The sequence below is a fragment of the Kitasatospora purpeofusca genome, from assembly GCF_034043715.1.
Taxonomy (GTDB): Bacteria; Actinomycetota; Actinomycetes; order Streptomycetales; family Streptomycetaceae; genus Kitasatospora; species Kitasatospora purpeofusca_A.
The window spans coordinates 57879-81471 of the sequence record NZ_JAXCLC010000017.1 but is presented as its reverse complement, the minus strand read 5'-3'; the positions used below and the strand labels follow the sequence as shown (position 1 = coordinate 81471).

19 protein-coding genes are annotated in these 23593 nt (G+C 74.6%); 12 read left to right on the top strand and 7 right to left on the bottom strand.

Annotation, left to right across the window (positions count from 1 at the left end; all coding sequences use genetic code 11):
- Nucleotides 1–28: 28 nt before the first annotated feature.
- Nucleotides 29–1000, bottom strand: coding sequence for an endonuclease/exonuclease/phosphatase family protein (locus tag SM793_RS11960; RefSeq protein ID WP_320438089.1), 972 nt, complete (start codon nucleotides 998–1000; stop codon nucleotides 29–31).
- A 172-nt stretch (nucleotides 1001–1172) separates the two neighbouring features.
- Here SM793_RS11960 and SM793_RS11955 point away from each other — a divergent pair, with 172 nt between their 5' ends.
- The 6 genes from SM793_RS11955 to SM793_RS11930 all read left to right on the top strand — a co-directional run bounded on the left by SM793_RS11955 (nucleotide 1173) and on the right by SM793_RS11930 (nucleotide 9418).
- Nucleotides 1173–1820 (top strand): PadR family transcriptional regulator, encoded by a 648-nt coding sequence (locus SM793_RS11955; protein ID WP_320438088.1) that lies wholly within the window; start codon nucleotides 1173–1175, stop codon nucleotides 1818–1820.
- Nucleotides 1821–1981: 161 nt separating this feature from the next.
- Nucleotides 1982–2752, top strand: coding sequence for an ABC transporter ATP-binding protein (locus SM793_RS11950; protein WP_320438087.1), 771 nt, complete (start codon nucleotides 1982–1984; stop codon nucleotides 2750–2752).
- A complete protein-coding gene (locus tag SM793_RS11945) occupies nucleotides 2749–5622 on the top strand; it encodes an FtsX-like permease family protein (protein WP_320438086.1) in 2874 nt (957 codons plus the stop codon). The genes SM793_RS11950 and SM793_RS11945 overlap by 4 nt, the downstream gene beginning before the upstream one ends.
- A gap of 169 nt (nucleotides 5623–5791) precedes the next feature.
- Nucleotides 5792–7204 (top strand): dipeptidase, encoded by a 1413-nt coding sequence (locus tag SM793_RS11940; RefSeq protein WP_320438085.1) that lies wholly within the window; start codon nucleotides 5792–5794, stop codon nucleotides 7202–7204.
- Between the two features lie 90 nt (nucleotides 7205–7294).
- Entirely contained in the window at nucleotides 7295–8245 is a 951-nt protein-coding gene (nudC, locus tag SM793_RS11935) for an NAD(+) diphosphatase (protein WP_320438084.1), read from the top strand.
- A gap of 318 nt (nucleotides 8246–8563) precedes the next feature.
- Complete coding sequence (locus SM793_RS11930) at nucleotides 8564–9418, top strand: GntR family transcriptional regulator (RefSeq protein ID WP_320438083.1); 855 nt, start codon at nucleotides 8564–8566, stop codon at nucleotides 9416–9418.
- 90 nt (nucleotides 9419–9508) lie between these two features.
- On the opposite strand, the gene SM793_RS11925 is transcribed toward SM793_RS11930, so the two are convergent.
- The gene (locus tag SM793_RS11925; protein ID WP_320438082.1) at nucleotides 9509–9766 is read right to left on the bottom strand and encodes a mycoredoxin; all 258 of its coding nucleotides are present in this window, start codon (nucleotides 9764–9766) and stop codon (nucleotides 9509–9511) included.
- A 332-nt stretch (nucleotides 9767–10098) separates the two neighbouring features.
- On the opposite strand from SM793_RS11925, the gene SM793_RS11920 reads away from it, so the two are divergent.
- The 4 genes from SM793_RS11920 (at nucleotide 10099) to SM793_RS11905 (ending at nucleotide 14022) form a co-directional block, all read left to right on the top strand.
- Nucleotides 10099–12366 (top strand): ATP-dependent DNA helicase UvrD2, encoded by a 2268-nt coding sequence (locus tag SM793_RS11920; RefSeq protein WP_413815932.1) that lies wholly within the window; start codon nucleotides 10099–10101, stop codon nucleotides 12364–12366.
- A gap of 250 nt (nucleotides 12367–12616) precedes the next feature.
- Complete coding sequence (locus SM793_RS11915) at nucleotides 12617–13093, top strand: hypothetical protein (protein WP_320438080.1); 477 nt, start codon at nucleotides 12617–12619, stop codon at nucleotides 13091–13093.
- Between the two features lie 168 nt (nucleotides 13094–13261).
- Nucleotides 13262–13627 carry a WhiB family transcriptional regulator gene (locus tag SM793_RS11910; protein WP_413815931.1) on the top strand — a complete coding sequence of 122 codons (366 nt, stop codon included), beginning with the start codon at nucleotides 13262–13264 and terminating at the stop codon, nucleotides 13625–13627.
- Complete coding sequence (locus tag SM793_RS11905) at nucleotides 13624–14022, top strand: hypothetical protein (protein WP_320438079.1); 399 nt, start codon at nucleotides 13624–13626, stop codon at nucleotides 14020–14022. Before SM793_RS11910 ends, SM793_RS11905 begins: the two co-directional genes overlap by 4 nt.
- A gap of 249 nt (nucleotides 14023–14271) precedes the next feature.
- On the opposite strand, the gene SM793_RS11900 is transcribed toward SM793_RS11905, so the two are convergent.
- The 3 genes from SM793_RS11900 to SM793_RS11890 all read right to left on the bottom strand — a co-directional run bounded on the left by SM793_RS11900 (nucleotide 14272) and on the right by SM793_RS11890 (nucleotide 18828).
- Complete coding sequence (locus SM793_RS11900; protein ID WP_320438078.1) at nucleotides 14272–15795, bottom strand: ABC1 kinase family protein; 1524 nt, start codon at nucleotides 15793–15795, stop codon at nucleotides 14272–14274.
- A 164-nt stretch (nucleotides 15796–15959) separates the two neighbouring features.
- Nucleotides 15960–17483, bottom strand: a complete 1524-nt coding sequence (locus tag SM793_RS11895) for an FAD-binding oxidoreductase (RefSeq protein WP_320438077.1) — start codon at nucleotides 17481–17483, stop codon at nucleotides 15960–15962.
- A gap of 256 nt (nucleotides 17484–17739) precedes the next feature.
- A complete protein-coding gene (locus tag SM793_RS11890; RefSeq protein ID WP_320438076.1) occupies nucleotides 17740–18828 on the bottom strand; it encodes a ThiF family adenylyltransferase in 1089 nt (362 codons plus the stop codon).
- 255 nt (nucleotides 18829–19083) lie between these two features.
- Between SM793_RS11890 and SM793_RS11885 the strand changes: the two genes are divergently transcribed.
- Nucleotides 19084–19791 carry a SprT-like domain-containing protein gene (locus tag SM793_RS11885; RefSeq protein ID WP_413815930.1) on the top strand — a complete coding sequence of 236 codons (708 nt, stop codon included), beginning with the start codon at nucleotides 19084–19086 and terminating at the stop codon, nucleotides 19789–19791.
- Between the two features lie 103 nt (nucleotides 19792–19894).
- Here SM793_RS11885 and SM793_RS11880 read toward each other — a convergent pair whose 3' ends face one another.
- Both SM793_RS11880 and SM793_RS11875 read right to left on the bottom strand, forming a co-directional pair.
- The gene (locus tag SM793_RS11880; protein ID WP_320438074.1) at nucleotides 19895–20515 is read right to left on the bottom strand and encodes an NUDIX hydrolase; all 621 of its coding nucleotides are present in this window, start codon (nucleotides 20513–20515) and stop codon (nucleotides 19895–19897) included.
- Nucleotides 20512–22104: a zinc-dependent metalloprotease gene (locus SM793_RS11875; protein ID WP_320438073.1), complete on the bottom strand. Its 1593-nt coding sequence runs from the start codon at nucleotides 22102–22104 to the stop codon at nucleotides 20512–20514. The genes SM793_RS11880 and SM793_RS11875 overlap by 4 nt, the downstream gene beginning before the upstream one ends.
- Nucleotides 22105–22313: 209 nt before the next feature.
- Here SM793_RS11875 and SM793_RS11870 point away from each other — a divergent pair, with 209 nt between their 5' ends.
- Nucleotides 22314–23462, top strand: a complete 1149-nt coding sequence (locus tag SM793_RS11870) for an NAD-dependent epimerase/dehydratase family protein (protein ID WP_413815929.1) — start codon at nucleotides 22314–22316, stop codon at nucleotides 23460–23462.
- Nucleotides 23463–23593: the final 131 nt, after the last annotated feature.

The following is a 23593-nucleotide window of genomic DNA, read 5'->3' as shown; positions in this document are numbered from 1 at the left end:
CCCGTGACGGGGCCCGTGACGAGGCCCGTTACAGGGAGACCCGGACCACCAGCGGGCGGTGGTCCGACACCGCCGTGCGCGGCGTCGTCGCCGGGCCCACCGCCGTCCGCGGCACCCCCACCGCCAGCACGTGGTCGAACTGCACCGCCGGCCGGTGCGAGGGGTAGGTGGGCGTGCGCGCCAGGTCGTACCAGCCCTGGAGCCGCGCCCGCGGCTCCCGCACCCGCCGCCGGCGCGGCTCCACCAGCGCCGGCCGGGCCCGCCGGGCCGCCCGCAGCTCCCGCACCCGCGCCCGGGGCGCCGACCGCTCCAGCGCGCTCGCCCCGCCCAGCACCGTGCGCGGCACCGCGCCCACCAGGTTGAAGTCCCCCAGCACCAGGTACGGCTGCGGCAGGTCGGCGATCCACCGGCGGATCGCCGCCAGCTGCGCCATGTTCCAGCCGGGGACGAACGACAGGTGCGCCGCGACCACCGTGAACGGCCCCCGGCCGCCCTCCAGTACCGCCGCCAGCGCCGCGCGCGGCTCGTCCGGAACGGGCGTCAGCCCGCGTCGTCCGGCCACCCGCAGCGGGAGCCCGAACGGCGCCGGCGCGAACCGGCGGGCCCGCCAGTGCAGCACCGGAAGCCGGGTCAGCAGCGCGGTGCCGTAGGCGGGCGACGGCTGGGTGCCGAGGTCGGCCGGCCCGTACACCTGGATCCCGAGGGGCGCCGAGGGTTCCGGCAGCCAGCCGGCCACCGGCGCGGGGCGGCCGTGCAGGGCCGCGGCGAAGCGCCAGTCGGCGGCGCCCATCGCGGCGGCGGCGACGGCGGCCTGGTCGGTGCCGCCGGAGCGGGCCTGGTGCCGGTCCACCTCCTGGAGGGCCAGCACGTCGGCGTCCAGCGCGGCCACCGCCTCCGCGAGCGGTGCCGCGGGGTCGGGCGGGAAGGGCCGCGGGGCGCCGTCGGGGGCCAGCGGTCGGCCGTGCAGCAGGTTGAAGGTGGCGATGCGCAACTGGCTCACGCGGTACGACGTTACCGGTCGCCGTCGGACCGCCCGCGTCGGCTCCCGTCCCAGGGTCCTTCGCAGGGTCCTTCGCAGGGTCTTCGCGGGGGTCCGTTGCAGCGTTCTTCGCGGGGCGTCCCTCGGGGGTCCCGGCTTGACCCGCCGAGCATACCCGGTATACATACTCGGTATGTCCATCCGCCACGGCCTGCTCGCCCTGCTCGACCAGGGGCCGCGCTACGGCTACCAGCTGAGAACCGAGTTCGAGGCGCGCACCGGCGCCACCTGGCCGCTGAACGTCGGCCAGGTCTACACCACCCTGGCCCGACTCGAACGCGACGGCCTGGTCGTCCCCGCCGGGGAGGACGAGGAGGGCCACCAGTTCTACGAGGCCACCGAAGCCGGCCGCGCCGAACTGCGGACCTGGTTCGACACCCCGGTGCCGCGCACCAACCCGCCCCGGGACGAACTCGCCATCAAGCTCGCCATGGCCGTCACCGTGCCCGGCGTCGACGTGCCCGCCGTCGTCCAGGGCCAGCGCCGGCACAGCATCAAGGCGCTCCAGGACTACACCCGGCTCAAGGCCCGCGCCCTGGCCGGCGAGAGCCGGCCCGGCGGGCCCGGGCAGCCCGGCGCGGACCTCGCCTGGCTGCTCGTCCTCGAACAGCTGATCTTCCAGACCGAGGCCGAGGTCCGCTGGCTGGACCACTGCGAGACCCGGCTGGCCCAGCACGCGGAGGCGGAGCAGGCCCGCGCGGCCGAGCAGAGCGCCGCCGGGGCGGGTGACGGCGCGGCGCCCGCGCCCGCCCGCTTCGGCCGTCGCCGCAGCAAGGCCTGACAGCCCGCCCGCACCACCGGGCCCGAACCGGCCCGAACCCGAACCGGCCTGAATCCGAAACAGCCCGAACGCGAACCGGCCTGAACCAGACCGGCCCGAACCCGAACCACCGGCCCGACCGCCGCCACCGCGCGACGGGCCCCACCACAGCAGGGGGAACCGTGTCCCACACCGATCCGACCAGGAGCGGCGCCGCCGTCCTGCACCTGGACCACGTCACCCGGGTCCACGGCCAGGGCGCCGCCGAGGTCCAGGCACTGCGCGGCGTCGACCTCAAGGTCCGCCCCGGCGAGTTCGTCGCCGTCATGGGCCCGTCCGGCTCCGGCAAGTCCACCCTGCTCACCCTCGCCGGCGGCCTCGACACCCCCAGCACCGGCCAGGTACTGGTGGAGGGCGTCGCCCTTGGCGGCCTCGGCCGCAAGCGGCTCGCCGAGGTCCGCCGCCGCTCCGTCGGCTACGTCTTCCAGGACTACAACCTGATACCGGCCCTCACCGCCGCCGAGAACATCTCCCTGCCGCGCGAACTCGACGGCATGTCCGCCCGCGCCGCCCGCCGGGAGGCCCTCACCGCGCTGGAGGAGCTCGGCATCCCCGAGCTCGCCGACCGCTTCCCCGACGACATGTCCGGCGGCCAGCAGCAGCGCGTCGCCATCGCCCGCGCCCTGATCGGCGACCGCCGCCTCGTCCTCGCCGACGAGCCCACCGGCGCCCTCGACTCCACCACCGGCGAGTCCGTGCTCGCCGTCCTGCGGGCCCGCTGCGACGCCGGCGCCGCCGCCATGATGGTCACCCACGAAGCCCGGCACGCCGCCTGGGCCGACCGGGTCGTCTTCCTCCGCGACGGCCGCATGGTCGACGAGAGCGCCAGCCAGGACGCCGGCAGCCTCCTCCTCGCCGCCGCCACCAACGCGAAGGGCCCGGTGGCGGAGTGAAGCTCAGCTCCTGGCGGGTCGCCCTGCGCATCGCCCGCCGCGACGCCCTGCGCGCCAAGGGCCGCAGCGCCCTCGTCGTCGCCATGGTCGCCCTGCCCGTGCTCGGCGTCGCCGGCGCGGACGTGGTCTTCCGCAGCGCCGACCTCGACCCGGTCGAGAAGGTCGTCCGCACCATGGGCCAGTCCGCGGCCGAACTGCGGATCCTCGACCGCGGCGCCGTCGTCCTCCAGGCCCCGGACCCCGCCGAGGACTTCCACCTCACCGACGCCTCGGAGACGAAGAAGGAGAACGGGCAGCCCGTCTACACCCCCGAGCAGCGGCTCAGCCTCGACACCGAACCCGCCGAGCTGGCCCGCCGGCTGCTGCCCGGCGCCACCCTGGTGCCGTTCCGCGAGGGCCCCTACGTCGCCACCAGCACCGCCGAGGGCCTCTCCAACGTCCGGATCACCGAGGCCGACCTCGCCGACCCGGTCTGGCGCGGCCGCTACGAGATCGTCAAGGGCCGCGCCCCCAGCGCCGACCACGAGGTGGCCGCCAGTCAGGAGTTCCTGAACACCTCCGGGCTGAGGATCGGCGACCGCACCGCGCCCCGCGGCCTCGAAGCCACCCCCTTCACCATCACCGGTGTCGCCGAGTACCCCGGCGACCTGCGCACCGCCGTCCTGTTCGCCCGCCCGGGCACCGTGCTGGACAAGCTGCCGAGCAACGGGGTCCGCAACGGGAGCTCGGAGAGCGAGGGCGTCAGCCACTGGCTGGTCGAGCTCCCCACCGGGGCCGGCGTCGACTGGCCCAAGGTGATGGAGCTCAACAAGTACGGCTTCCTCGCCTCCTCGCGCGCCGTGCTCCTCGACCCGCCGGCCCGCTCCGAGGTGCCGTTCTACGCCTACCAGGACAGCCAGGGCGGCGGCGGAACCAGGACCGCCTTCTTCGACCGGACCGCCGTCGTCGTCCTCGGCACCGTCGTCGGCATGGCCCTGCTGGAGATCGTCCTGCTGGCCGGCCCCGCCTTCGCCGTCGGCGCCCGCCGCTCCCGCCGCCAGCTCGGCCTGCTCGCCGCCGGCGGCGGTGACCGCGCCCAGGTGCGCGCCGTCGTCCTCGGCGGCGGTGTCGTCCTCGGGCTCACCGGCGCCGTCGTCGGCCTGGCCGGCGGCATCGGCCTCGTCGCGCTGCTCCGCACCCGCGCCGAGGAGGCCGCCGGCCAGCGCTTCGGCCACTTCGACCTGCAGCCGCTCGACCTGCTCGGCATCCTGCTCATCGGCCTCGTCACCGGTCTGCTCGCCGCCGTCGTGCCCGCCGTCCAGGCCTCCCGGCAGGACGTCGTCGCCGCCCTCACCGGGCGCGACAACCTCAAGCCGCCCAGCCGCAAGCTCGCCCTGCTCGGTCTGCTGATGCTCGGCGGCGGCTCCGCCCTCGCCCTGCTCGGCGCCACCGGCGGCTTCGGCAGCCGCTCCCTCGCCGTCCTCGGCGGTTCCGCGATCGCCGAACTCGGCATGGTCGCCCTCACCCCCTACCTGGTCGGCCTGTTCGGCCGGATCGGCCGCTGGCTGCCGCTCGGTCCCCGCCTCGCCCTGCGCGACTCCGTCCGCCACCGCGGCCGCACCGCCCCCGCCGTCGCGGCCGTCATGGCCGCCGTGGCCGGCAGCGTCGCCGTCGGCGTCTACGTGGCCAGCAGCGACGAGGAGCACCGCCGCGAGTACGTGGCCGCCGGGCCCGCCAACGCCGTCATCCTGTCCAGCGGCTGGGGCGCCGCCTCCGACGGCTCGATGCTGGCCCAGCAGCGCGGCGCCGTGCAGAACTCCGTGCCGGGCCTCGGCGCCCGCGCCGACGTCCAGCGGGTCAACTACCTGGGCGACTGCCGGGCCACCGGCCGGAGCTGCGGCCGCGTCTCGGTGGCCCTGCCCGAGGAGCGGCAGTGCCCGATCTGGGGCAAGGGCCGCCGCAGCCTCAGTCCGGAGGAGATCGAACGGCTGGGCCGTGAGGACCAGCGCTGCAAGGAGCGCGGCATCACCCGGGGCAACAGCTTCGGCGCCGTCCAGTCCGGCGACGCCACCCTGCTGCGCAACCTCTACGGCGTCACCGACCCGGCCGCCGGGCAGGCGATCGCCGAGGGCAAGGCCGTCGTCTTCGACGAGCGCTACCTCAAGGACGGCAAGGTCGCCGTCGAGCTGACCGAGCCCTACCCCGACGGCCCGATGGACGCCGACTTCGAGCCCGCCGCGCGCACCGTCACCGTCGACGCCGTGCTCGTCACCGGCCAGCCCAACGTCGGCGGGACCGCCGTGGTCGGCGCCGAGACCGTCCGCCGGCTCGGCCTCACCAGCACCGACGCGGGCTCCGTCTGGCTGCCCGACACCGCGCCCGCCGACGCCGCCGAGCAGCGGGCCCGGGCCGCCCTCGCCAAGCTGTCCGACGGCATCGAGTTCGAGGTCGAGCGCGGCTACCAGTCCCCGGGCGACCTGATCAGCCTCGGGCTCACCGCGTTCGCCGGCCTGGTCGCCCTCGGCGCCGCCGGCATCGCCACCGGCCTCGCCGCCGCCGACTCCCAGCGCGACCTCACCACCCTCGCCGCCGTCGGCGCCGCGCCCCGGATCCGGCGCACCCTCTCCGGGTTCCAGTGCGGGGTCATCGCCGCCATGGGCGCCCTGCTCGGAGCCGCCGCGGGGGTCGTGCCCGCGGTCGCCCTGCGCAAGGTCGAGGCTGCCGGAGCGAGCTACCCGGGGATGAGCCTCCAGGAGGAGGCGGCCAAGGGCATCGTGGTGTTCCCCTGGCTCAACATCGGGGTCACGGTGGTCGTGCTGCCGCTGCTCGCGGTGGCGCTGGCCGCGCTGCTCACCCGCTCGCGGATCTCGCTGCTGCGCCGCTCCGGCTGATCCGCTCCGTATTTCCCTATCTCCGTTGTTCTGTCGACCTGTCGACCCGTCGCCCCCGGCCGCCGCACCTCGCGCGCGTCCGGGGGTGACGGACGTTACAGGCCCCGGGGTGCCCGCCCTGGGGGACCGGGGCCGCTCCGGGGTGTTCGGGCGAACTAAAGTCGTCGGTATGACGAGAACCCCGGACAGCGTCGTCCGCTCCTTCATCGACCAGCACCAGGCCGCCTTCCTCGCGGACCTCGCCGACTGGCTGCGCATCCCCTCGGTGTCCGCCGACCCCGGCCGGGCCGGGGACGTGCGGCGTTCCGCCGAGTGGCTGGCCGCCAAGCTGCGCGACACCGGCTTCCCGGTGGCCGAGGTGTGGGAGACGGACGGGCTGCCGGCGGTCTTCGCCGAGTGGCCCTCCGGGGACCCGTCCGCGCCGACCGTGCTCGTCTACGGGCACCACGACGTGCAGCCCGCCGCCCGCGAGGACGGCTGGGCGACCGACCCGTTCGAGCCGACCGTGGTCGGCAACCGGCTGTACGCCCGGGGCGCCGCCGACGACAAGGGCCAGGTCTTCTTCCACACCCTCGGGGTGCGGGCCCACCTGGCCGCCACCGGCCGCACCGCGCCGGCCGTCAACCTCAAGCTGGTCGTCGAGGGCGAGGAGGAGTCCGGCTCGCCGCACTTCGCCGAGCTGGTCCGCCGCGAGGCCGACCGGCTGGCCGCCGATGTCGTCATCATCTCGGACACCGGCATGTGGTCCGAGACCACGCCGACCGTCTGCACCGGCATGCGCGGCCTCGCGGACGCCCAGATCGACCTGTTCGGGCCGGACACCGACATCCACTCCGGCTCCTTCGGCGGCGCCGTGCCCAACCCGGCCGCCGTCGCCGCCGAGCTGGCCGCCGGCCTGCACGACGCCGACCACCGGGTCGCCGTCCCGGGCTTCTACGACGGCGTGGTCGAGCTGACCGACCGCGAGCGCGAGCTGTTCGCCGAGCTGCCCTTCGACGAGGCCGCCTGGTTGAAGGTCGCCAAGTCGTACGGCACCCGCGGCGAGGCCGGCTACTCCACCCTGGAGCGGATCTGGGCCCGCCCGACCGCCGAGGTCAACGGCATCTGGGGCGGCTACACCGGCCCCGGCGGCAAGACCATCGTGCCCGCCTCGGCCCATCTGAAGCTGTCCTTCCGGCTGGTCGCCGGGCAGGAGGTCGAGAAGGTCCGCGAGGCCGTCCGCGCCTGGGTGGCCGAGCGGGTGCCCGAGGGCATCAGGTACGAGCTGGTCTTCCCGGGCGCCACCAGGCCCTGTCTGACCCCGCTCGACCACCCGGCCCTGCAGTCCACCGTCCGGGCCATGGGCCGGGCCTTCGAGCAGCGGATCCTGTTCACCCGCGAGGGCGGCTCCGGCCCCGCCGCCGACCTCCAGGACGTGCTCGGCGCGCCCGTGCTGTTCCTCGGCATCTCGGTGCCCTCCGACGGCTGGCACTCGGTGGACGAGAAGGTCGAGCTCGACCTGCTGGCCAAGGGCGTCGAGACCGCCGCCTACCTGTGGGCCGACCTCGCCGAGAACTGGCGGCCCGGCGGCGGGCAGGAGTGAATCGGCAGCGCGCGGCCGGGGCGGTGGGAGACGCCCGCCGTCCCGCCCGCGCGGCGCACCCGACCCGTCCGGAAGACTCATCACGTGGGGATGGAACAGTTGAGCACCGTGCCTGAGACCGAACAGCCGCTGCACCTGACGCTGGCCCGGGCCGGGGTGGACCGGGCGGCCCAGCACCGGTTCGACGAGCCCTGGCTGGCGGCGGCGTGGAGCCACCCGTCCACCAAGGTGCTGCCGATCGCCGGCGGCGAGGCGTTCGTGGTGGACAGCGGGCAGGGGACCGAGCTGGTCCTGATGCCCTCCTTCGAGGCGCCGCAGACCGGTGACCGGTACTTCCTCGGCACCGACGAGGACGGCGTCTCCTACTTCGCGCTGGCGGGCGAGAGCCTGCCGGGCCGGCTGGACGGCGACGCCCGTCCGGCCGGGCTGCGCGAGGTCGGCGCGCTGCTCTCCGACCGGGACGCCGGGCTGCTGGTGCACGCCGTCGCCCTGGAGCACTGGCACCGGCTGCACAGCTTCTGCTCGCGCTGCGGCCACCCGACCGAGAAGGCCGGCGCCGGGCACGTGCGGCGCTGCACCTCCTGCGCGGCCGAGCACTACCCGCGCACCGACCCGGCCGTGATCATGATGATCACCGACGAGGAGGACCGCTGCCTGCTCGGCCGCCAGGCGCTGTGGCCCGAGGGCCGCTGGTCGACGCTGGCCGGCTTCGTCGAGCCGGGGGAGTCGATCGAGCAGGCGGTCGTGCGCGAGGTGTACGAGGAGGCCGGGGTGAAGGTCGCCGAGGTCTCCTACGTGGCCAGCCAGCCGTGGCCGTTCCCGTCCAGTCTGATGCTGGGCTTCCTGGGCAAGGCGCATCCGGACGGCACCGCGATCACCGTGGACGGCGAGGAGCTGGCCGAGGCGCGCTGGTTCTCCCGGGAGGAGCTGCGGGCGGGCATGGCGGCGGGGGAGATCCTGCCGCCGTCCGGGATCTCGATCGCCCGGCACCTGGTCGAGCTCTGGTACGGCGAGCCGCTGCCGACGGCGGCCCGCTGGTAGTTCCGGCGGGGGTGGTGCCGGCGGGGGTGGTGCCGCGGGGCCGGAGCCGCGCGTGCGGAGCCGGAAGCGCTGAGCCGGGGCGTGCGAAGCCGGGACTGCCGAGTCGGGGGGTTCGGAGCGTTCCACGGATTAGGGGCGCGCGGAGTTGATTCGCGCGCCCCCAATTTCCATTCCGAACCGGCCTCCCCAGGATGTTCGTAACCGGAGCGGCCCTGCCCGGAAGGGCCCCGGGGTACCGGCCGGACACTTTCACCGATCCCGGGCGACTTTGCCGCAAACGCCTGAAAGCCGCTCACCCGTCTCGCTACATTCACTCGGGTGACAATCCCCCGGGGCACCGCCCAATCCCCCAAATACCAGCGCCTCGCCGCGGACCTGCGCCGCCGCATCGCCGAGGGCGAGTTCACCACCGCGGCCGCCCTCCCGGTCGAGAGCGAGCTGGAGCGCCAGTACGGCGTCGCCCGCAACACCGTCCGCCTCGCCGTCGACGTCCTCGTCAACGAGGGTCGGCTCGTCCGTCTCCAGGGCAAGGGCACCTACCTGCGCGAGCACCCCGTGCTCGACCACCGCGCCTACGGGCCCGCCCCCCGCCTCGAACCGCGCGGCCCCGCCCCGCTGGACTGCCTGGCCACCCCCAGCGCCGTCTACCGGGGCGAGGCCGACGACAGCGGACGCGAACTCACCGTCGACTTCGAGATGATGATCGTCCGGGCCCGCGTCGACATCGCCGAGCGCCTCGGCCTGCGCCCCGGCGAGGCCATCGTCGTCCGCCGCCAGCTGCGCCTGCTCGACCGCGAGCCGTACTCCATCGAGGAGAGCCACTACCGGGCCGGCCTCGCCGCCGGCACCCCGCTGATGGAACCCGACCAGATCGACGGCGGCGACGAGGCCGTGCTCGCCGCGCTCGGCCGCACCGAGGTCGGGGCCGTCGACCACCTGGTCGCCCGGATGCCCGGCCCCGAGGAGGCCCAGTGGTTCCAGGGCGGCCCCGGGGTGCCGCTGGTGGTCCAGACCCGGGTCACCTACGACCGGCGCGGGCCGGTCCGGGTCATCGAGACCCGCTACTCGGCGGACCGCAGCCGACTGGTCTACGGGGTCGGGGACCTCGCCGCCCGGACCACGCTGCCCGCGCCCGCCGCCCCCGTGGACCCGGCCCGGGCCGACGCGCAGTGACCCGCGGGGCAAGCGCGCCGGCCGGGACCGCCGGGCCTCGGGCTGCCGGGCTCCCGGGTGTGAGGCCGCCGGGTGATGGACTGCCGGGTGTCAGGCCGCCAGGGCCTTCTTCACCTGGATCAGGCTCGGGTTGGTCATCACGACCCGCTCGCCGCCGCCGGTCGGCGTCACCAGCACGGTCGGCACGGTCTGGTTGCCGTTGTTCACCGACTCGACGAAGGACGCCGACGCCGGGTCCTCCTCGATGTTGATCTCGGTGTAGCCGATGCCCTCGCGCTCCAGCTGGCTCTTGAGCCGGTTGCAGTAGCCGCACCAGGTCGTGCTGTACATCGTCACGCTGCCGGACATCGAGGGGACTCCTTCGGATAGCGGATTCGGAGAGCGAATCGGGTGGAGAGGGGCGTGCGGTCGCGAACGCGCGCGCGTACCGGTACGGCGTGCGTTTCACGGCTCCGGGGGGACAACGTCCACTGCCCGGCGGTCATTCCACGGCGTCCGTCCAGGGCGTCCTTCCACGACTTCGGCCCACGGCTTCGGCCCACATCTGCCCGGCACACCGGCGCGCGCCCGGAAGCACGCGCCCCGGGTATGCCGCCACCCGCCGTCCGCGCCGCGATCATCCGGCGATCGCACCGGGCTTGTGGACAACCCTGCCCGGGATGTCCGCCCGGGCTGAGAGGATGGAACGCATGCAGGAAGACCTCTTGAGCGGCAGCCCGTTCGACGGAAACCAGGACGCGTACCGGACCGGCCACCCCGCCGCCGGCGGCCCCGACGCCGTCCTCGCCGGACTCGACCCCGAGCAGCGGGCCGTCGCCACCGCCCTGCACGGTCCCGTCTGCGTGCTCGCCGGCGCCGGCACCGGCAAGACCCGGGCCATCACCCACCGCATCGCCTACGGCGTGCGCAGCGGCGTCTACCAGCCCCAGCAGGTCCTCGCCGTCACCTTCACCGCCCGTGCCGCCGGCGAGATGCGCGGCCGGCTGCGCCAGCTCGGCGCCGACGGCGTCCAGGCCCGCACCTTCCACGCCGCCGCGCTGCGCCAGCTCCACTACTTCTGGCCCCGCGCCATCGGCGGCCCCGTCCCGCAGCTGCTCGAACGCAAGGTCCAGCTGGTCGCCGAGGCCGCCGGCCGCTGCGGCCTGCGCGTCCAGCGCACCGAGCTGCGCGACCTCACCGCCGAGATCGAATGGGCCAAGGTCACCCAGACCGGCCCCGACGACTACCCCGCGGCCGTCGCCAAGTCCGGCCGCGACGCCCCTCGCGACCCCGCCGAGACCGCCCAGGTCTACCGCGTCTACGAGGAGACCAAGAGCCGCCGCGGGAACATCGACTTCGAGGACGTCCTGCTGCTCACCGCCGCCATCCTGGAGGACCGTCCGGACATCGCCGACCAGGTCCGCGCCCAGTACCGGCACTTCACCGTCGACGAGTACCAGGACGTCTCCCCGCTCCAGCAGCGCCTCCTCGACCAGTGGACCGGCCCCGGCGGCGGCGCCAGCCTCTGCGTCGTCGGCGACGCCAGCCAGACCATCTACTCCTTCACCGGCGCCACCCCCGACTACCTGCTCGGCTTCCGCACCCGCCACCCCGAGGCCACCGTCGTCAAGCTGGTCCGCGACTACCGCTCGACCCCCCAGGTCGTCCACCTCGCCAACGGGCTGCTCGCCCAGGCCCGGGGCGAGGCCGCCCGGCACCGCCTCGAACTCGTCTCCCAGCGCGAGGCCGGGCCCGAACCCCTCTACACCGAGTACGAGGACGAGCCCACCGAGGCCGAGACCACCGCCCGGCGGATCAAGGACCTCATCGCCGCCGGTGTGCGCGCCAGCGAGATCGCCGTCCTCTTCCGCACCAACGGCCAGTCCGAGGTCTACGAGCAGGCCCTCTCCGACCTCGCGGTCCCCTACCAGCTCAAGGGCGCCGAGCGGTTCTTCGAACGCCCCGAGGTGCGGGACGCCGGCGTCCTGCTCCGCGGCGCGGCCCGGGCCGGCTCCGACCCCGTCACCGACGGCGCCCCCGACCTCGCGGGGCAGGTCCGTGCCGTCCTCGCCGCCCGCGGCTTCACCCCCGAGCCCCCCGCCGGCTCCGGCGCCGTCCGGGACCGCTGGGAATCCCTCGCCGCCCTGGTCCGGCTCGCCGAGGAGTTCGAGCGCGGCCGCGCCGCCGAGGGGCTGACCACCGACCTCGCCGCCTACGTCGCCGAACTCGACGCCCGCGCCGCCGCCCAGCACGCCCCCGCCGTCGAGGGCGTCACCCTGGCCTCCCTGCACGCCGCCAAGGGCCTCGAGTGGGACGCCGTCTTCCTCGTCGGCCTCACCGAGGGCACGATGCCGATCATCTACGCCAAGACGGACGAGCAGGTCGAGGAGGAGCGCCGCCTCCTCTATGTCGGCGTCACCCGCGCCCGCAAGCACCTCACCCTCTCCTGGGCGCTCTCCCGCTCCCCGGGCGGCCGGGCCTCCCGCAAGCCCACCCGCTTCCTGGACGGGCTGCGTCCCGGCTCCAGCGCCCCCGGCAGCCGCCCCGCCGGGCGCGGCGGACGCGGTGGGGCCGAGGGCGGCGAGCGCTCCGCCGGGCGCCGGGTCCGCGGCCCGGTCACCTGCCGGGTCTGCGAGCGCGTCCTCACCGAGGCCGTCGAGCGCAAGCTCCGCCGCTGCGAGACCTGCCCCTCGACCATGGACGAGGCGCTCTACGAGCGGCTGCGCGAATGGCGCGCGGCCCAGGCCAGGGAACAGGGCGCGCCCGCCTACGTCGTCTTCACCGACGCCACCCTGATGGCCATCGCCGAGGACGTCCCCGCCAACCGCCAGGAGCTGGCCGTGATCTCCGGGGTCGGGGCCATGAAGCTGGACAAATACGGGGCGGCCGTGCTCTCGTTGTGTGCGGGGGAGGAGCCCGAGGGGGATCCGGCGGACGTCATGGACGGTCAGCCGGACGAACCGGCCTGAGCCGGTCCGGGGCGATCACAGCCGGCGCCGGGGAGCGCCGAGGAGACCGTCGGGAAACTCGCCGGAAAAATAGTTTGCGCGCCGTACCGGGAGCGCAATAGCCTGCCGGAGCGGTCAAGGGGACGCGATCGCACGGGGTGAAACCTGTCGCTGTGCTCCCCTGCCCCACCAGCTTCACCGAGACAGACATCCGAACAGTTCGGAGCCCGGGAAACCAGGCTCCGCGAGACGCCGAGAGGAGGCGAAGACAGTGGAGACCATGATCACCAAAATGACTGGCCAGACCGTCGACGCTGCCTCCCTGCGTGCCGCCAGCCTGCGGATCACCGCCGAGCTGTGCGGAACCGGTCTGGGTCTCGACACCACCGGTGTCTCCGTTGTTCCCGCCTTCGCCGCCTCCGTTGTCAGTGGTCCTGGACACACTGGCTTCGGCAGCAATGGCAATGAGGGCGGCAGCTTCGGGGCCACCCGTGTCGAGATCGGTCTGTCCGGCGACTGGGCGTCGGTCGACGAGTCCCGCTCCCCGCGTGACGAGCGACCGACCTGGGCACCGAAGGCAGCCGTAGCCGTCGCCATGCATGGCGGCTATGCGCAGGTCATCGGTGCCGGAAACACCCAGAAGCAGAACCAGCAGCAGATCAACCGGGCCATGGTCGTCCTCACGGACGCCACGGCCCTCCGGATGCGGGCCTTCCGCGGGCCTGAACCCTGGAGAGAACGAACCTGAGCCAGCTCAGGTCGGCGCCTCCAGGGCCGCGGAACCCCGTCACACCGGGATCCGCGGCCCTTCTGTTTTGTCCGGTACGCAAGACCACCCAGGCCCTCCGGGGCCTCCGGCCCAGCCCCACCAGTCAGCTGAGCCGGACCCACTGAAAAGACGAGGAAGACGCCCACAGTGTCCACGGTCATCACACCGCCCACCCCGTCCGTACCGCCGACAAGCCAGATCAAGGCCGACCAGGCCGACCCCCCGGAGGTTCTCCCCATGCAGTTCACCTCGATCGACCAGGCCGAGCAGCTCGGTCTCCCCATCCCGTGCCGCGCCTTCGACCCCGAGGTCTTCTTCGCCGAGACGCCCGCCGACGTCGAGTACGCGAAGTCCCTCTGCGGCACCTGCCCGGTCAAGGACGCCTGTCTCACCGGTGCGGTCGAGCGCCGCGAGCCCTGGGGCGTCTGGGGCGGCGAGCTCTTCGTCCAGGGGGTCATCGTGGCCCGCAAGCGGCCTCGCGGCCGCCCGCGCAAGACCGAGGTCGCGGCGTGAACCCCGCGTCCGGGGCCGAGGCCGTCCGCCGGGCCGAGCAGCCCCTGCCGGACAACTCCCTCCGCCGCTCCGTGCGCCTCGCGGCCGCCAAGGTCGACGCCGCCCGCATCCGCCCCTTCCCGACGACACCCTCCGAGCAGGACCACCACATGACCGCCGCCGCCATCGATCCGACCGTCCGCGCCGAGCAGACCACCGAACTTCAGATCCAGAACAGGACCCTCGAAATGCAACTTCTCCACGAATCCCTGGCCCGGGCCCATATGCAAGAGCGCCTCCAGGAGGCCGAGCACCAACGGCTCGTCGGCCGGGTCGCCCGGGCCCACCGGCTCAAGCAGAAGGCCGAGCGCGCCTCGCTGCGGGCCCGGAAGGCCATCGCCGTCGCCCTGATGTGACATCGCCCCGAGGTCGGACCACCGAGAGGTGGCGACGACCCGAGGCGATATCGCCATGCCCGGGCAATGCCGTCGGGTGACCGGGACGCCGGTACCCGCACGGCCCCGCCGGACCCCCGTCGCACCGCAGGCCGCCCCCCGACACGGGGGGCGGCCTGCGGCCGTTGCCACCACGACGGGCGGCGGGACGGCGGACGGGAGTGGACGAGGTGGACGGAGTGGACGGTGGGTGGGGCGGCGTCGGCGCGGTCAGTCCCCGCTCGACGGGCCCCGGCGTCGCACGGGTGCCGACCGCTTCGCCGCCGCGCCCTTCTGGGCCGTGGCCTTCTGGGTCGCGGTCTTCGGAGCTGCGGCCTTCCGGGTCGCGGCCCTCTGCGATCCGGCCTTCCGCGACGTGGACTCCGGAGTCGCCGTCCTCGCCGTCGGACGGCTGCCCGCCGAGCCCGGCCCCGCGAACTCCGGCAGCCACTCCAGCATCTCGACCCGGAACGGCGCCTTCGCGCCCAACTGGCACAGCACCCCGATCGTGCTCAGCGTCACCCGGTGGATCAGCAGGTACGACGGCGGCAGGTTCAACTGCTTGCCCAGGTTGTACGCGGGGGAGCGGGGATCCGCGATCCGCGCCGCCTGGGCCCGCATCCACGCCCGCGTGAAGTGGAACGACTCCACCGCCGCCGGCTCGATGATCGGCACCAGATAGTCCAGCACCGCGTCCGGATCCAGCTCGATCGAGGGCTTCACGAAGCCCTCCTCACGCAGCATCGCCAGCACACCCGCCGCGTCCCCGGCCAGCGCCATCCGCAGGGACGCCCCGATCGGGGCCGGCAACCCGCCCGGCACCCGGTCCACCGTCCCGAAGTCCAGCACCCCGAGCCGCCAGCCCTCCACCGGGCCGTCGTCCTTCAGCAGCCGGAAGTTGCCCGGATGCGGATCCGCGTGCAGCAGCCCCGTCCGCGACGGGCCGGCGAACAGGAACCGCGCCAGCAGCTTGCCCGCCCGGTCCCGCTCCTCCTGCGATCCCGAGGCGATCACCTCCGACAGGGGCGTGCCGTCCATCCACTCGGACACCAGGACCTGGTCCGCCTGGGCCACCACCCCGGGCACCGCGATCTCCGGATCGTCCGCGAACTCCTCGGCATGGCGGCGCTGGGCCTGGGCCTCCAGCTCGTAGTCGAGCTCCTCGGCGACCCGCTCCCGCAGCTCCGTGATCAAGGGCTTGATATCCAGGCCCGGGATCAGCGGACCCAGCAGCCACGCCACCCGGCTCAGTTGGGACAGGTCCGCCAGCAGCGCGTCACCCGCTCCCGGGTACTGGACCTTGACCGCGACGGTACGGCCGTCGTGCCACACCGCCCGGTGCACCTGGCCGATCGACGCGGCCGCCGACGGCCGGTCCTCGAACTCCAGGAACAGACTTCGCCAGTCGGCGCCCAGCCGCTCCGCCAGCGCCGTGTGCACCTTCGCGGCCGGCATCGGCGGTGCGGCATCCTGCAGCTTGGTCAGGGCCGCCCGGTACGGTCCGGCCACCTCCTCGGGCAGCGCGGCCTCGAAGACGGACAGCACCTGTCCGAACTTCATCGCCCCGCCCTTGAGCTCGCCCAGGACCTTGAACAACTGGTCGGCGGTCGCCTGCTGCAGTTCGGCGGTCACCACCTCGGCCGACCGGCCGCCGATCCGCTTCCCCAGCCCCAGGGTGGCCCGGCCGGCTATCCCCAGCGGCAGGGCGGCGAGTCTTGCCGTGCGGGTCATTGCCTTGCGCGGAAGATCGCTCACCCGGGCCTCCAAGTCGACACGCCCCAGGCCCCCGCGGCGGGGGCCGACCGTCATACGCCATTGTGCCCGCTCGACGGTGCGCCCCCGGCCGGAATCGGTCGCTCCGCCGGGGTGGTGCCGATCGCCGTCGGGCCCGGACGGCCGGGCCCGACGGCCTGGCCGGGTCAGGCGCCGACGGCCTGGGCGAAGGAGAACAGCCGGTAGGGGTCGTACCGGTGCTTCACCGCGACCAGCCGGGGGTAGTTCTCGCCGTAGTAGGCGTGCTGCCAGTCCGGCAGTCCGGGATCGACGAAGTTCTGGTAGGTCTCGCCGGAGGAGTGCGGGTCGAGCACCGCGAAACCGGCGTCCGCCCAGCTTCGGGCCGCCGCGAGCGCCGTCTCGTCCACCGGCCCCGAGGCGATCACCGCGCCGAGGCTCGCGTTGAACAGCGCGTTGCGGTGGACGTACGCGGTGGCCGTGCGCGCCGGATCGTTGGCGGCGCCGCCGAGCGCGCTCAACTGCACCATCCGCTGCTGCCCGGCCAGCCGGTCCCGGTCCAGCAGGCCGACCGCGGCTTCCCAGACCGCGCGCGGCGGCGGGGCGTCGAACAGCCGGCCCCGGTCCACGGCGGCGGTCGGCCGGGGCAGCACGGCGGCCGGCCCGGTACCCGTCCGGTGGCACTGGTCCTGGGTGTAGGAGCCGCAGCCGTAGAAGCCCATCATGACGGACAGGTACGGGGCGGTGTAGCCGCTCCGGGAGGCCGGTACCGCGCCCACCAGGTCGATCAACCGGCCGATCTCGGCGTTGAGTTCGGCCTCGGTGCCGACCGAACCGACCAGCACCGAGACGAACGGGGTGGCGCCGGGCGCGGCGTCCCGCAGGCCGACCACCGCCCCGCCGCCCAGGGTCCGCGGGGCGTCGGGGAGCCAGTGCGTCCAGGCGTCCAGCACATCCACCGCGCGGTCGAAGGACCAGGTGAGGCTGGCCATGGTCAGGGTCGTCACCGGCACCGGGATCACCGTGTAGGAGGTGACGACACCGAAGTTGCCGCCACCGCCGCCGCGCAGCGCCCAGTACAGGTCGTCGTGCTCCTGGGGCGAGGCGGTGACGGTCCGGCCGCTCGCCAGCACCACCCGGGCCGAGGTCACCTTGTCGCTGGAGATGCCGACGTGGCGGGTCAGCAGGCCGATGCCGCCGCCCTGGAGGAAGCCGCCGAGGGAGACGGTCGGGCAGAAGCCGCCGGATACGGCGAGGCCGTGCGGAGCGACGGCGTTGGTCACGTCGACGAGCTGGGTGCCGCCGCCGAAGGTGGCGGCACCGGGCGTCACCGCGGCGCTGTTCAGCCGGGAGACGTCGACCACCAGACCGGTGCCGGTGGACCAGCCGCCACCGCTGTGGCCGCCGGCACGGACGGCTATCGGCAGGTCCTGGTCCTGGGCGTAGCGGAGGCAGAGCGAGACGTCGGCCTCGTCGACGCAGTAGGCGACGGCGGCCGGTTCGACCGAGTCGAAGCGGGCCTGGCCGATCTGCTTGGCGACACCGTAGGCCGGGTCGCCGGGGAGGACGAGCGTGCCGTGCAGACAGTCGGAGAGCCGGGACCATCGTCGTCGTCGGGCCTCGGTCGCGGTGGCGACGGCGGGCAGGGCCGGGACGGCGGCCAGCGGGACGGCCAGGGCCCCGGCGCCGATGAGCGATCTGCGAGTGATCATGTCGATACCTCTCGGTGAGGTCCTGCACGAGCGTTGCGATCGGTGCGCGGCCACCCTCGGCATCGGCCGGGCGGCCGACGCCACAGTAGTAGCTCCAGAGCCCTGCGGTACCCCCTTTTCCCGCTTCGGGCCCCCCTCCCGCATCCGCCCCGAGCGGCATGGAACGGGCCCGTGCCGGCCGCCGGTCCGCGGACCATCCCCTTTGGCTGACGTGTGATCAAAGTGGCTGCTCCTCAATCGGTTTGGCGGATCGGCATCAGCGCGGTGCGGTCGGTTGCCAGAGGCACCCGCACTCCGGGTGGCCCTTGAGGCGTAGGCGACGGGACGTCCCGTCGACCGCCGAGAGTTCGCACCAGCCGTCCAGGCTGGGTGGCCGGCCCCCGTCCAGGAACACCTGGACGTGCAGCGCGGCCAGCCCGGCGACCGAGGTGGCGAGGGCGATGTCGCAGGCCGGTGTCGGGGCCCGCCCCGGGCCGCCCTCGGCGAGTTGGGCGAGGATCCTCGGCCAGGCCGCGTCCTGGTCCTCCCGGGCCAGGACCAGGCAGTGGCCGCAGGCCGACACCCCCGGCACGACCAGGGGACCGACCACTCCGTACTCCTCGACCACGCCGACGTACAGGTGCGGGACGCCGGCCCGCAGCAGCTCCCGGGCCAGGGGTGTGCCGCCGGCGAAGGCCGCGCTGCCGTCCCGGGGCGCGAGCACCACCAGGTCGGGCGGCCCCGGTCTCGGACGCCGGTCGCGCCGGGCCGGGCTCCGGGCCGTGGCCCGGTCGACGGCCTCGCGGGCGGCGGTGGCACGGATCCGGCCGACGTCGGTCGGTGGGAGCCCGGCGGGGGAGCAGTCGCCCGGCGCGACCCGGCCGGAGTCGACCACGGTGACCGTGCCGATGCCGCCCGCCGCGAGGACGGCGCCCACGGCCGCCCCGATCCGGCCGGCGCCGCGGACCTCGACGGCGTGCCCCGGCCGCCGGGCCAGGACGGCGGGCGCGGCACCGGGGCCCGGGTGGATCAGCGACAGCGAGGCGAGGTCCGGGCCGAGCAGCTCGCGGTGCGGCTGCGGGAACAGCGCGAGGGCGCCGGCCGCGGCCTCGGCGTCGTCGAGCACCCCGGCCTCCTCCAGGAGGTCGAGGAGGGAGTCGGCCGGGTCGCGGCCGAAGCCGATCCGCTCGCTCTCGGCCAGGAGGGCGGGCCGGTCGCGAGTCCCGTCGACGAGGTCGAGGAACTCGCGCAGCACCTTGCCGGAGGCGTGGGCGAGCACCCCCGCGTGCTGGGAGACGGTGCCGAACTGCAGGGTGTCCGAGTCCCGCCAGCTGCGGGAGAGGGCGGGCTTGAGAGCGAGGCGCACGGTGGTCTTCCTCCCGATCGTTTCCGGACGGCCGACGGCAGCATGCCCGATCCGGGCCTCGGGGTGCGTCGGGTTGTCCACAGGCGCGGGGCGATGAGCGGATGATCCGTTCGCATGCCCTGTGGATAACTTGTCGTGCGGTCCGATGTCGGATTTCGGACACCTTCCGTCGGCCTTTCGTTCCCGATCGCTCCACGAAAGATTTCGGCCACGGCAGCGGACTTCTGCCAGGGGTAACAGGTAACGTCGTGTGCCATGGCAGCCGAACGGGACTCCCATCCCCCGGCGTCGCCTCGGCGTGCCCGTGCAGCGTCCGGGTCGCAAGTGGCGGCGCCGAGTACGCGTGGGCGTCCGGAGCAGCAGTGTCCGGAGCAGCAGCCGTCGCCCGCGCGGGAGCCCTTCGACCGCTCCCGGGTGGAGGTGCGGCGCAGTGCCCGCCGCAGTCGGACGGTGTCCGCGTACCGCGAGGGCGATCGCACGATCGTGCTGATCCCGGCCCGGATGTCGCACGCGGAGGAGCAGCGCTGGGTCGCGCAGATGCTGGAGAAGCTGGCGGCGCAGGAGAGTCGCCGGGTGCTCGGTGACGATGCGCTGGTGGCCCGGGCGCGGGAGCTGTCGCTGGCCTATCTGGGCGGTCGTGCCCAGCCCGCCCAGGTCCGCTGGGTGACCAATCAGAACTCGCGCTGGGGTTCGTGCACCCCGAGTGAGCGGACGATCCGGCTCTCGCACCGCTTGCAGGGGATGCCGGAGTACGTGGTCGACTACGTGCTGCTGCACGAGTTGGCGCATCTGCTGGTGCCGGACCACGGCCCGGACTTCTGGGCGCTGCTGGAGGCGTATCCGCGGACGGAGCGGGCGCGGGGCTATCTGGAGGGCGTGGTGTCGGCGGCCCGGCTGCCGCACATCCCGGGGGCCCGGCACGCGGATCCGGCGGAGCCCGGTCCGGCGGAGTCCTGCGGCTGAGTCCTGTTGCCGGGTGCCGTCAGAAGGCGGCGGATCGCAAACGGGAGGGGCGCGGGTCACCATGACCCGCGCCCCTCCCGTTGTGCTCGCGCCCCTGAACGCCTCAGCCCGTGAGGTGGCGCGCGCGGGCGACCAGGTCGCGCACCGAGTGGTCGGTGAGCTCCGGCAGGCGGTCGTAGTCGAACCAGCGCAGGTCGAGCGACTCCTCGCTGATCAGCGCCTGGGCGCCGGGCGGCGCCACCGCGATGTACTGGACGTCGAGATGGGTGTTCTCCGGCCGGTCCTTGCCGGTGCAGCGGACCTGGTGGCGGTCGAGCTTGACCGGCACCGGCGCGCCGTCGCGGGCGAGCAGCGCGAGGTCGGGGATGCCGGACTCCTCGGTGGCCTCGCGCAGGGCGGCCGCGGCGAGGTCGGGGTCCCCGGGTTCGCAGTGGCCGCCCATCTGCAGCCAGCGGCCGACCTTGGGGTGCAGGGTGAGCAGCACCCGCCCGGCGGCGGGGTCGACGACGGCGGCGCTGGCGGTGATGTGGGCGGGCAGGCAGGAGCGGTACATGCCCCCGGGCTGCTCCGCGAGGTGGCGCAGGTAGCCGAGGCGGAGCCGGTCCTGCTCGGGCTCGGCGGGCCGCCAGTCGGTCAGGGTGCGGACCGCGTCGGCGTGCAGGGCGCCACCCCGGGGGGCGTCGTCCCGCTGGGCGTCGGCGAGGTCCGTCTCGGTGGCCGTCATGCGGTGGGCTCGCCCTTTCCCTGGTCGCCGTCGCTGCCGTCGCTGCCGTCGCTGCCGTCGCTGCCGTCCGCGTCGTCCGCGTCGTTCTTCGTCAGGTCGGGCTTGGTGCCGCCGGTGGCCCCGCCCGCGGCGGCCTCGCCGAGCAGCTTGTCGAAGGCGTCGAAGTCGATGCCGCCCTCCAGGTCGCCGGCGGTGCCGCGGTGCACGAAGGCGTCCGGGTCGTCGAGGTCGGCGGCGGTGGGGAGCATGTCCGGGTGCTGCCAGAGGTCGTCGCGGCCCTCGGTGCCGCGGGCGTCGGCGAGCAGCGCCCAGAGGCGGGCGGCGTCGCGCAGCCGGCGGGGGCGCAGTTCGAGGCCGACGAGGGTGGCGAAGGTCTGTTCGGCGGGCCCGCCGGCGGCGCGGCGGCGGCGGACGGTCTCGCGCAGGGCGCCGGCCTGCGGCAGGTGGGGCTCGGCGGCGGCGTGCACGACGGCGTCGACCCAGCCCTCGACGAGCGCGAGGGCGGTCTCCAGGCGGGCCAGGGCGGCCTTCTGCTCGGGGGTGTCCTCGGGCTGGAGCAGACCGCCGGCGAGGGCCTCCTGGAGGGCCTCGGGGTTGCCCGGGTCGAGCTGGCCGACGAGCTCCTCCATCCGGGAGGTGTCGACCTTGATGCCCCGGGCGTAGGCCTCGACGGCGCCGAGGAGGTGGGCGCGCAGCCACGGCACGTGGGCGAACAGCCGCTGGTGGGCGGCTTCGCGCAGGGCTAGGTAGAGGCGGACCTCCTCGGCCGGCACATTGAGTCCCTCGCCGAACCCGGCGACGTTCTGCGGCAGCAGCGCGGCCTTGCCGGCGGGGGCGAGCGGCAGGCCGATGTCAGTGGATCCGACCACCTCGCCGGCGAGGGCGCCGAGCGCCTGGCCGATCTGGGTGCCGAACATGGCACCGCCCATGGACCGCATCATGCCCATCAGCGGGCCGGCCATGGCCTGCATCTCCTCGGGGAGGACGCCGCCCATGGCGTTGCCGACGCGTTCGGCGAGCGGGTCGACGAGGTCCTTCCAGACCGGGAGGGTGGCCTCGATCCACTCGGCGCGGCTCCAGGCGACGGCGGCGGCGGCGCCGGAGGGGAAGGTGGTGACGCCGTCGAGCCACAGGTCGGCGAGGCGGACGGCCTCGACGACGGCGGAGCGTTCGGCGTCGCCGACGGAGCGGTCCTTGCTCTTGCCCTCGGCGGGTTCGGCGACGACGGTCTGCCGGGCGATGTCCTTGGCGAGGTCCCAGTTCACCGGGCCGCCCTCGAAGGAGAGCATCTGGCCGAGCTGCTGGAAGGCGGCGCCGAGGTCGTTGGGGTTGAGGCCGCCGAACATCGCGGCGAAGGGGTTGTCGCCCGCGCCGGGGGCGCCGGGGCCGCCCGCGCCCGGTCCGCCGGGCATGCCGGGCATGCCCATGCCGAACAGGGCGCCCAGCGGGTTGTTCCCACCGAAGCCGAAGGACTGCGGACCGGCGGGCTCGTCGCCCTGGTCCTTCTTCTTCCGGTCGTCGTCGGGCTTGGCCTTGCCGTCCTCGGGCTCCTCGGGCGGAACGCCGAATCCGAAGGGAAGGTCGCTCACGGGGTCCTCGATCCGGTCGGCCGTCATACGGGGTGGTGGCGGTGTTTCTGGGCGCCCGGGGCGGTCGGCGGAGCTGGGGGACTCCCCGCCGGTGGGCGGCTTCCGGGCGGCTGGCCCGCGCCGGGTGCACCGCCGGGCCTCAGGCTCGGGCAGGATGGACGTACTGACACACGTACGTACGCACATAAGCTAACCGTGGAGGATGGCCGGTGAGTTCCCCGCCTTCGGACGTTCGCTCTGGGCTGACCGGAGGAGAGGACGCGCCGGACATCACGGCGTCGCCGCCTCCAGCCTATGCCGGAAGACCGCTGACCGTGGCGGTCACAGGTGCCGCCGGAGTGCTCGGCGAACGGGTCGCGGCCCGGCTGGTGGCCTCGCCGGGGGTCCGGAAGGTGCTGGCCGTCGACGACCGGCGCGGTGAGGTGCCCGGGGTGCAGTGGCGGGTCCTGGACGTCCGGGACCCGGCCGTGGCCGAGCGGCTGGCCGGGGTCGACGTGGTGGTCCACCTGGCGATGGACCTGGGCATGGAGTCCGACCCGAGGGCGCGCAGCGCCTACAACGTGCGGGGCGCGCAGACGGTGCTGACGGCGGCCGCGGCGGCCGGGGTGCACCGGGTGGTGCTGTGCACGTCGGCGATGGTCTACGGCGCGCTGGCGGACAACGAGGTGCCGCTGGCGGAGGACTCGGAGCTGCGGGCGACCGAGGAGGCCTCGCTGGTCGGGGACCTGCTGGAGATCGAGCGGCTGGCCCGGCGCGCGCCGAGGGCGCACCCGGGGCTGCAGGTGACGGTGCTGCGCCCGGCCGTGGTGGTGGGCCCGGGGGTGGACACGGTGCTGACCCGGCACTTCGAGGCGCCGAGGCTGCTGGTGGTGGCCGGGTCCCGGCCGTGCTGGCAGTTCTGCCACGTGGACGACCTGGCGGCGGCGCTGGAGTACGCGGCGCTCGGCCTGGTCGAGGGCGAGGTGACGGTCGGCTGCGACGGCTGGCTGGAGCAGGAGGACGTGGAGCGGCTGTCGGGGATCCGGCGGATGGAGCTGCCGGCCTCGCTGGCGCTGGGGACGGCGGCGCGGCTGCACCGGCTGGGGCTGACTCCGGCGCCGGCCGGGGACCTCGCCTACACGATGTACCCGTGGGTGGTGTCGGGGAGCCGGCTGCACGAGGCGGGCTGGCGTCCGACGCACACCAACGAGGAGGTGCTGGCGGAACTGCTGGCGCAGGTGGCGGGCAAGCACGCGGTGGCGGGCCGGCGGCTGGGCGGCAAGGAGGCGGCGACGAGTCTGGGGGCGGCGGGCGCGACGGTCGCGCTGGTGGGTACGGCGGCGCTGGTCCGGCGGGCGCGCAAGCGGCGCCGGTTCTGAGCGGTGCGGGTCCCGGGCTCCGCGGCTCGGGACCGGGGCCGGCCGCGCCCGGACCCACGCCCGGACCCGCGCCCTTGAGCATGGGCGTTCTCACGATGCGAAATTCCGCAATCGTGATGCGGAAGGCACTT

Coding starts and splice junctions, on each gene's coding strand:
- SM793_RS11955 (WP_320438088.1), top strand. CDS start 1,173: ATGTCCATCCGCCACGGCCTGCTCGCCCTGCTCGACCAGGGGCCGCGC.
- SM793_RS11940 (WP_320438085.1), top strand. CDS start 5,792: ATGACGAGAACCCCGGACAGCGTCGTCCGCTCCTTCATCGACCAGCAC.
- nudC (WP_320438084.1), top strand. CDS start 7,295: ATGGAACAGTTGAGCACCGTGCCTGAGACCGAACAGCCGCTGCACCTG.
- SM793_RS11925 (WP_320438082.1), bottom strand. CDS start 9,766: ATGTCCGGCAGCGTGACGATGTACAGCACGACCTGGTGCGGCTACTGC.
- SM793_RS11920 (WP_413815932.1), top strand. CDS start 10,099: ATGGAACGCATGCAGGAAGACCTCTTGAGCGGCAGCCCGTTCGACGGA.
- SM793_RS11895 (WP_320438077.1), bottom strand. CDS start 17,483: ATGATCACTCGCAGATCGCTCATCGGCGCCGGGGCCCTGGCCGTCCCG.
- SM793_RS11885 (WP_413815930.1), top strand. CDS start 19,084: ATGGCAGCCGAACGGGACTCCCATCCCCCGGCGTCGCCTCGGCGTGCC.
- SM793_RS11880 (WP_320438074.1), bottom strand. CDS start 20,515: ATGACGGCCACCGAGACGGACCTCGCCGACGCCCAGCGGGACGACGCC.